Genomic DNA, 1,291 nt, shown 5'->3' with positions numbered 1-1,291 from the left:
TTTTTTTAAGAAAGCCTTATTGGCTCCCTTTCGACTCCCTAGAAAGGAGGTGATCCAGCCGCAGGTTCTCCTACGGCTACCTTGTTACGACTTCACCCCAATCACTAACCCCACCTTCGGCCGCGTCCTCTTTCGTTAGACTACGGACTTCGGGTGTTGCCAGCTCTCATGGTGTGACGGGCGGTGTGTACAAGGCCCGGGAACGTATTCACCGCGACATGCTGATTCGCGATTACTAGCAACTCCAGCTTCATGCAGGCGGGTTTCAGCCTGCAATCCGAACTGGGAGCAGTTTTCAAGGTTCGCTCCACCTCGCGGTCTTGCTTCTCTCTGTTCTGCCCATTGTAGCACGTGTGTTGCCCTGGACATAAGGGGCATGATGATTTGACGTCATCCCCACCTTCCTCCGCGTTAACCGCGGCTGTCTCGTTAGAGTGCTCATCTTACTGCTAGCAACTAACAATAGGGGTTGCGCTCGTTGCAGGACTTAACCTAACATCTCACGACACGAGCTGACGACAACCATGCACCACCTGTCTCCCTGCCCCGAAGGGCTTCTCTTATCTCTAAGATATGCAGGGGATGTCAAGTCCAGGTAAGGTTCTTCGCGTTGCTTCGAATTAAACCACATGCTCCGCTGCTTGTGCGGGCCCCCGTCAATTCCTTTGAGTTTTAATCTTGCGATCGTACTTCCCAGGCGGAGTACTTATTGTGTTTACTGCGGCACAGAAGGGGTCGATACCTCCTACACCTAGTACTCATCGTTTACGGCGTGGACTACCAGGGTATCTAATCCTGTTTGCTACCCACGCTTTCGTGCCTCAGCGTCAGTTACAGTCCAGAGAACCGCCTTCGCCACTGGTGTTCTTCCTAATCTCTACGCATTTCACCGCTACACTAGGAATTCCGTTCTCCTCTCCTGCACTCCAGACATCCAGTTTGAAATGCACTGCCCAAGTTAAGCCCGGGTCTTTCACATCTCACTTAAATGTCCGCCTGCGCACCCTTTACGCCCAGTAATTCCGGACAACGCTTGCCACCTACGTATTACCGCGGCTGCTGGCACGTAGTTAGCCGTGGCTTCCTCATCTGGTACCGTCATTATCGTCCCAGATGACAGAGCTTTACAATCCGAAAACCTTCTTCACTCACGCGGCGTTGCTGCATCAGGCTTTCGCCCATTGTGCAATATTCCCCACTGCTGCCTCCCGTAGGAGTCTGGACCGTCTCTCAGTTCCAATGTGGCCGTTCACCCTCTCAGGTCGGCTACGCATCGTTGCCTTGGTAAGCC

1 rRNA gene is annotated in these 1,291 nt (G+C 53.2%); it reads right to left on the bottom strand.

Annotated features, from left to right (window positions below):
• Nucleotides 1–42 precede the first annotated feature (42 nt).
• Nucleotides 43–1,291: ribosomal RNA gene (locus CLLU_RS18485) — 16S ribosomal RNA — on the bottom strand; the annotation flags it as partial.

This window comes from Clostridium luticellarii (assembly GCF_002995845.1).
Taxonomy (GTDB): domain Bacteria; phylum Bacillota; class Clostridia; order Clostridiales; family Clostridiaceae; genus Clostridium_B; species Clostridium_B luticellarii.
This window is presented reverse-complemented; position numbering and strand designations above follow the sequence as displayed.